Origin of the sequence: Roseburia sp. AM59-24XD (assembly GCF_003478445.1) — a bacterium.
In the GTDB taxonomy this organism is placed as follows: domain Bacteria; phylum Bacillota; class Clostridia; order Lachnospirales; family Lachnospiraceae; genus Jutongia.
Genome location: NZ_QUET01000035.1, coordinates 22,747 through 29,236, shown reverse-complemented (window position 1 = coordinate 29,236; position 6,490 = coordinate 22,747). Strand labels below are relative to the sequence as shown.

The 6,490-nt window shown below is 46.1% G+C and carries 7 protein-coding genes; all 7 read left to right on the top strand.

The features are described 5' to 3' along the window. Window positions 1-392 (top strand): hypothetical protein (locus tag DXA20_RS14160; RefSeq protein WP_330421014.1); only part of this gene is annotated, 392 nt, incomplete at its 5' end. Between the two features lie 54 nt (window positions 393-446). Then, window positions 447-2,663 carry a DUF2142 domain-containing protein gene (locus DXA20_RS14155; RefSeq protein WP_118561652.1) on the top strand — a complete coding sequence of 739 codons (2,217 nt, stop codon included), beginning with the start codon at window positions 447-449 and terminating at the stop codon, window positions 2,661-2,663. A 40-nt stretch (window positions 2,664-2,703) separates the two neighbouring features. Then, the gene (locus tag DXA20_RS14150) at window positions 2,704-3,390 is read left to right on the top strand and encodes a glycosyltransferase family 2 protein (protein ID WP_022306300.1); all 687 of its coding nucleotides are present in this window, start codon (window positions 2,704-2,706) and stop codon (window positions 3,388-3,390) included. Window positions 3,391-3,397: 7 nt separating this feature from the next. After that, window positions 3,398-3,739: a DUF2304 domain-containing protein gene (locus DXA20_RS14145; RefSeq protein ID WP_022306299.1), complete on the top strand. Its 342-nt coding sequence runs from the start codon at window positions 3,398-3,400 to the stop codon at window positions 3,737-3,739. 19 nt (window positions 3,740-3,758) lie between these two features. Further along, window positions 3,759-4,781 carry an acyltransferase family protein gene (locus tag DXA20_RS14140; RefSeq protein WP_118561650.1) on the top strand — a complete coding sequence of 341 codons (1,023 nt, stop codon included), beginning with the start codon at window positions 3,759-3,761 and terminating at the stop codon, window positions 4,779-4,781. A gap of 13 nt (window positions 4,782-4,794) precedes the next feature. Further along, window positions 4,795-5,631: an NAD-dependent epimerase/dehydratase family protein gene (locus DXA20_RS14135; protein WP_022306297.1), complete on the top strand. Its 837-nt coding sequence runs from the start codon at window positions 4,795-4,797 to the stop codon at window positions 5,629-5,631. 2 nt (window positions 5,632-5,633) lie between these two features. Next, entirely contained in the window at window positions 5,634-6,440 is an 807-nt protein-coding gene (locus DXA20_RS14130; RefSeq protein ID WP_022306296.1) for a glycosyltransferase, read from the top strand. Window positions 6,441-6,490: the final 50 nt, after the last annotated feature.

Below are 6,490 nucleotides of genomic sequence, written 5' to 3'. Positions count from 1 at the left end.
ATGACCATTCCGGTTTTTGGGGGAATTTTTATTACATGCATAATGTGTCAGCAGTATCGGATACCTGCATGCTCGTACGCAAAAAATATTACGACATGGCAGGTGGAATGGATAATGGGTTAAAGACCTGGTTTGCCGGTCTTGATCTTTCGCTAAAGCTGATGAAAGCAGGGAAGGTTAATGTGCTGGATCCATATGCCAGAATGGGCTTTGCACATAATGATTTGATCAACTGGGAAGCTAAGAGAAATGCAAACGGTGAATATGTTGATGAGACAGAGCAGATAAGCCTGCTAAAGGAACGGTGGGGTGAGGTTATCCGAAAGGGAGATCCTTATTATAATGCCAATCTTACAAAGAACTCATCGGATTTTATTCTCGGAAAATTATAAATAAATGATATCTTTGCAGCGTTAAGTGTAAAGCCACCGTGGAAAGGTGGTGGAATGGGGGATAGGATGTCTTCAAAGAAGAAAACAAATGGGAAAAATAATAAAAATAACAGAAGCAATCCCAAAAGAAACAAACAGACGGTGGTACATTTTTCCAGAAATCTGACGATCTTATGTATTATTGCGGTATTGTTCGGGATCATAGCATATCGTTCTCTTAATATTTATTCGCAGGAAAAGATCCTGGAGTATCCGGCAGAGCAGTCAGTGACGGGATATTCGGTGGCAGAGACGAATTATACGATTGCCGATGCAAATGAACATTATATCGAATATACCTTTGAGGAAAGAAACGTCCGCGTATTTTGGATCAACATGAATGCGGAGGCACCGGTGGACAATCATTTTGAGATCGACACATTTCTGGATGACCAGAAGGTGGAGCACATCACGACCGGTGTCGGACAGGGACAGTATGCGGAAAAGACCTACTTAAATCACAAGCCGATCAACCGCATCCGTTTTTCTACCGATCAGGATATTTCTTTGGAGTCTGTTTATATCGAGCATCTTCAGGAGGCATCTTTAGCGCAGAAGAGAACGCTGCAAAAGCAGATTCTTGTACTGCTCGTTGTTCTGATCCTTATTTCCTGCTGGCTCGCAAAGAAAGAAAAGCTTGAAAATATCATTAATAACAGTATAAACGGTATCAAAGGTGCCGGGGAGTATGTAAAACAGCATCCGAAGCAGCTTGGGATCTCGGCTCTGCTTTATGTGCTTGCGGGCGTGTGCGGATGGCTATTGCGAAATATTTATTTTATTGTGATCCGTCATGGTACATGGCAGTGGACTACCAGAAGCACTATTTACGGAGTGGTACTCGGACTGCTTGGCTATGAGATCATAAAATATCTGTTTATCGTCAAAAAGAGAACCTTCGAAATGTTGTTTTTGCGCTGCGGAGTGATCCTTTGTGTGGGATTGACGCTGCTTTTGCCACTGCGTTTAAATGTTTCGTGGGATGATCAGACACATTTCATCAATGCGGCAGGGGCATCTCATCTGCAGAACAGTACACTGTCGATTGCAGAGGAGGACTTTTACTATACCTGTTATCTGGGGCAGCTCAAGAGTTATTCTATGACCGAGGAACCACGACTGCGACAGATTCTGAATGATCCTTCCGCACGGGTGGCAGAATCATCGGATCAGCCTGTACTGATCAATTTCAGAACAGTCATCTATCTTCCGGCGATTCTGGTATTCTTTTTCGCAAGAGGACTTGGAATCCCGATGTCGGCAATGGTTGTCCTTGGAAGACTGGCAAGTGCATTATTTTATCTGATCGTGATCTATCTCGGAATGAGACATCTCAAATCCGGTAAAATGATCATGGCGGCAGTGGCGTTGATGCCGGGAGCAGTATTCCTTGTATCTAACTTTAATTATGATTACTGGCTGATCGCATTGGTGGCATATTCCATTGCATATCTCATTGGAGAATATCAGCATCAGGAGAAGATACTGACCGTAAAGGATATTGTGCTGATTTTTGGAACATTTCTGGTCGGGATTCTTGCCAAGCCGGTATATATCCCGCTTCTGGGACTGGCAGCCTTTTTGCCGAAGGAGAAATTCAAGAGTGTGAAATGGCGCAGAGTTTACCGCTGTTTCTTTGGCGGAGTTGTTGTTCTTGCGGTGTTAGGTTTTGCGGTACTGATCTTTGGCGGCGGCTTAGGCTCCGGTGATATGCGTGGAGGCGAGGGTGTCAATGCGGCGGGACAGATTCAGTATATCCTGTCCAATCCGATGAAGTATACGGGACTGCTTCTCAGTTATCTGCGATTCCAGTATCTGAATATGACAATGTTTAAGGCGTTTATCGTGCAGACGGCATATTACTGGAGCATTCCGGCACTGGCGATGCCTTGTCTGATCTGGCTTGTGGTTGTTACGGTTCTTGACCGTCGCCGCGATGATGTTCGTCCGGTCGGCTGCCCGATCAAGATCACGGTTCTGCCGCTTGCATTTGCCAGCGTCTGCTGTGTGGCTACAGCGATGTATGTCACCTTTAATGAGGTGGGAGCAGCAACCATCGAGGGATGTCAGGGAAGATATCTCTGGCCAATCATGACACCGTTGTTTTTGACGCTGGGACAGATCCGCTTTCTGACGATTCCACGTAATGATAAGGTTGAGCGCTGGATCGAGGGTGTGGGAATGATGCTCTCTGTGATCCTGGCAGCATGCATGTTGACAGAGTTTTTATAAAATACAAACCAGCATTGGTTATAGAAGAATGAGGCAGTTTATGAAGAAATTATTGATTTTGATTCCGGCATATAATGAGGCGGAAAATATTGAACGGGTTGTTGATAATATCGAGAACAATTACAGCGAGTACGATTATGTGATCGTCAATGACGGTTCCAAGGATAAGACATATGATATCTGTATGGAACGCAATTACAAGGTGATCGATCTGCCAATCAACCTTGGACTGGCGGGAGGCTTTCAGGCAGGTGTCAAGTATGCTTACCGCATGAATTACGATTATGTGATCCAGTTTGATGCAGATGGACAGCATCTGCCGGAATATATTGCACCGATGATCGAAGAAATGGAAAAGGGATACGACATCGTGATTGGATCCCGCTTTGTCACTGAGAAAAAGCCGTTTACAGCCAGAATGCTGGGAAGTAGACTGATCTCTCTTGCAATCCGTCTGACAACCGGTAAATGGATCAAGGATCCAACTTCCGGAATGCGTATGTACAACAGAAACTGTATGAAGGAGTATGCGCAGGAGGTCAATTACGGACCGGAGCCGGATACGGTATCCTATCTGATTAAGAATGGTGCGAAGGTATCAGAAGTACAGGTGGACATGGAAGAAAGAATTGCCGGTACAAGCTACCTTAATCTTACGAGATCTATTTCTTACATGTTTCGTATGCTGATGTCAATTGTTGTGATACAGACTTTTAGAAAGAGGTGATCAGATTATGTCCATATCCTTACGAATTATCCTGTTTATTGTATCCTTTGTGGTAGCAATATATGTGCTTCGAAGAATACGAAAAGCAAAGCTTAAAATAGAGTATTCCCTGTTTTGGATCGTATTTTCATTTTTACTGCTTGTTTTAAGTATCTTCCCACAGATTGCCATTGCGCTTGCGGATCTGTGCGGAATACAGTCGCCGGTAAACTTTATATTTTTATTTATGATCTTTATTCTTCTGCTGCATAATTTCTATATCACATTCCGTGTGTCACATCTGGAGAATATGATACAGAGCCTCACGCAGGAGATTGCAGTAAGAGATGTTATGAATAAGGAACAATGATGGGAGAACAGGGATCGATATGAATACAGAAAGAAGACAGTATCTTTATCTGGACACGCAGATGAAGCAAAAAAGCAATAATCTGGATTTCATGAAGTTTCTGGCGGCGTGGCTTGTGATCGTTCACCATTCCTTTGATCTGAATGTCTCAAAGGGCGAGTGGATCAAGGTGATCACGGGACAGCAGCTTGATTTTGGAACCGTGGCGGTCAGCCTGTTCTTTCTGGCGAGTGGTCTTTTTATTGCAAAAAGCATGGAGCGGAATCAAAGTGCCGGAAAGTTTTTCCGGGCACGTTTCCGGCGTGTGTGGCCGCCGCTGGCAGCGGTTGTTGTGCTGTCCGTGATCATGGGAGCCTTTGTGACGACCCTGCCGCTTGGGCAGTATTTTACAAACAGTGTGACATGGCGTTATCTGCTCAATGCAGTGTTTGTTCTGCGACACAATCTTCCGGGCGTTTTTGAGAACAATGTATTTGGAAGTGCTGTGAATGGTGCACTGTGGACACTTCCTGTGGAAGTGCTTTGTTATGTGGGATGTTATGTGATCTACCGTCTGGGACTGCTGAAAAAGAAAAGAATCCTTGGCGTTATGGCGGTATATCTGGTGTGCGCATTGATCGGTTTCCGTATTTGCAGCATGCTTGGAATTGTTATTTTAAGCGCAGCCTTCCGTCCGATCTATTTCTTCTTACTGGGACATGTTTTATATGTATACCGGGACCGGGTTCCGGTGGACTGGCGTTTGTTTGTGCTCTCACTGGTGGGCATGGCAGTATGCTTTGCGCTGTCCTGGTCGACGGCGGCTGTCTGGATCTTTTATCCGTATGTGCTTCTTTATCCGGCATTTATGGCGAGACAGTGTGGCAGCAGACTTGCCTTTGGGGGACGTTTTTCATATACGATCTATCTGTGTGCCTTCCCGATCCAGCAGCTTCTGATCCATCTGTTCGGTGGACAGATGAATGTTTATCTGCATATGGGACTGGCGTTAGTGATCGCAACAGCAGTTGGCGTTGTATTACATTATACAACGGAGAAATAAAGGGGGTTATCCGATGAAGATATTGATTACCGGAGCAGCAGGATATATTGGTCATCATGTGGTCAAGGCATTCTGCAACGCAGGGCATGATGTATATGTGTCCGATTTTTCGTACAAGGGAGTTGACGAGCGGGCAAAGAGGATTGACGTGGAGATCTTTAACGGGGAGAAAGATATCTATGAGCAGTGCGGCAGTCCGGACGTGCTTGTGCATATGGCATGGCGCGATGGCTTTGTGCATAATTCGGAGGCACACATGAAGGATCTGTCCTCTCATGTGACATTTCTGAATCATATGATCGATGGCGGTCTGAAGTATCTGACCGTTATGGGAAGCATGCATGAGGTCGGCTACTGGGAGGGGGCTGTGGATGAGAATACACCGTGCAATCCGATGTCGATGTACGGCATTGCCAAGAATGCGCTCAGACAGCAGCTTCTTCTGTACACACAGAACAAGGATGTGCATCTGCACTGGCTCAGGGCCTATTATATTTACGGCGATGACGCCAGAGGAAGCTCTATTTTTGCAAAGCTGTATCAGGCGGCAGAGGACGGCAAAACGACATTTCCGTTTACGACCGGCAAGAATCTCTACGATTTCATCCATGTGGATGATCTCGCGCAGATGATCATGAAAGCGAGTATTCAGGGCGAGGTTGACGGCATTATCAATGTATGCACCGGCAAGCCGATGTCCCTTGCGGATAAGATCGAGTCCTATATCAAGGAAAAGAACATGAATATCAGGCTGGAGTATGGTGCTTTTCCGGACAGACCATATGACTCTCCGGGCATCTGGGGAGACGCAGCGAAGATTGAAGCAATCATGGGAAATGGAGCGAAATAAGCATGAAACAGTACAATAACTATACCGCGGATGATTTTACCTTTGTTGTCTGCGCTTATCAGGAGTGCGAGTATCTGGAGGAGGCCATCCGTTCCGTAAAGGAGCAGACGATTTCCGCAAAGATCCTGATCTCGACCTCCACGCCGAATGATTTCATTCAGGGGATCGCGGACCGCTACGATATTCCGGTCTGTGTCAATCGGGACGGCGGACAGATCAAGGACTACAATTTTGCGATGGCACTGCCTGAGACACCGCTTATGATGCTGATGCATCAGGACGAGATCCTGGCACCGGCATTCCTCGAAAAGGTGCTTGATGCACTGAATCATGCGAAGGATCCGATCATCGCATTTACCAATTATCTGGAGATGCACAACGATGAGGTTGACAAGAAGCCGTCCACGATGGTGCGGATCAAGCGGATGCTTCTGTGGCCGTCTCTTGTTCATGCATGGCAGGGCACATGGATCGGCAAGCGAGGGATCCAGCTTCTCGGCAATCCGATCACGCATCCGACGGTTGTGTGCGTGAAGGACAAGATGCCGGAGCCGGTGTTTTTGGAGAAGTACAAGGCATCTATGGACTGGGATCTGTGGGAGCGTTTATCCAGACAGAAGGGGACCTTTGTATATGTGAAGGATGTCCTTTTATACCATCGGATGAACGACTTAAACCAGACCGCGAAGCTGCTTAAGACAACGAATGCCAGATACGATGATGAGTATGAGATTTTCTGCCGTTTCTGGCCGAAGTGGATCGCAAAGCTGCTTATGAAGTTTTATTCCGGAGCAGCGAAATATTACTAGAGAATAATCTCTGAGAGTTTGTGCCTGCAGGCATTTGAGTGCAGGCAGAG

Coding starts and splice junctions, on each gene's coding strand:
- DXA20_RS14145 (WP_022306299.1), top strand. CDS start 3,398: ATGTCCATATCCTTACGAATTATCCTGTTTATTGTATCCTTTGTGGTA.
- DXA20_RS14130 (WP_022306296.1), top strand. CDS start 5,634: ATGAAACAGTACAATAACTATACCGCGGATGATTTTACCTTTGTTGTC.
- DXA20_RS14150 (WP_022306300.1), top strand. CDS start 2,704: ATGAAGAAATTATTGATTTTGATTCCGGCATATAATGAGGCGGAAAAT.
- DXA20_RS14135 (WP_022306297.1), top strand. CDS start 4,795: ATGAAGATATTGATTACCGGAGCAGCAGGATATATTGGTCATCATGTG.
- DXA20_RS14155 (WP_118561652.1), top strand. CDS start 447: ATGGGGGATAGGATGTCTTCAAAGAAGAAAACAAATGGGAAAAATAAT.
- DXA20_RS14140 (WP_118561650.1), top strand. CDS start 3,759: ATGAATACAGAAAGAAGACAGTATCTTTATCTGGACACGCAGATGAAG.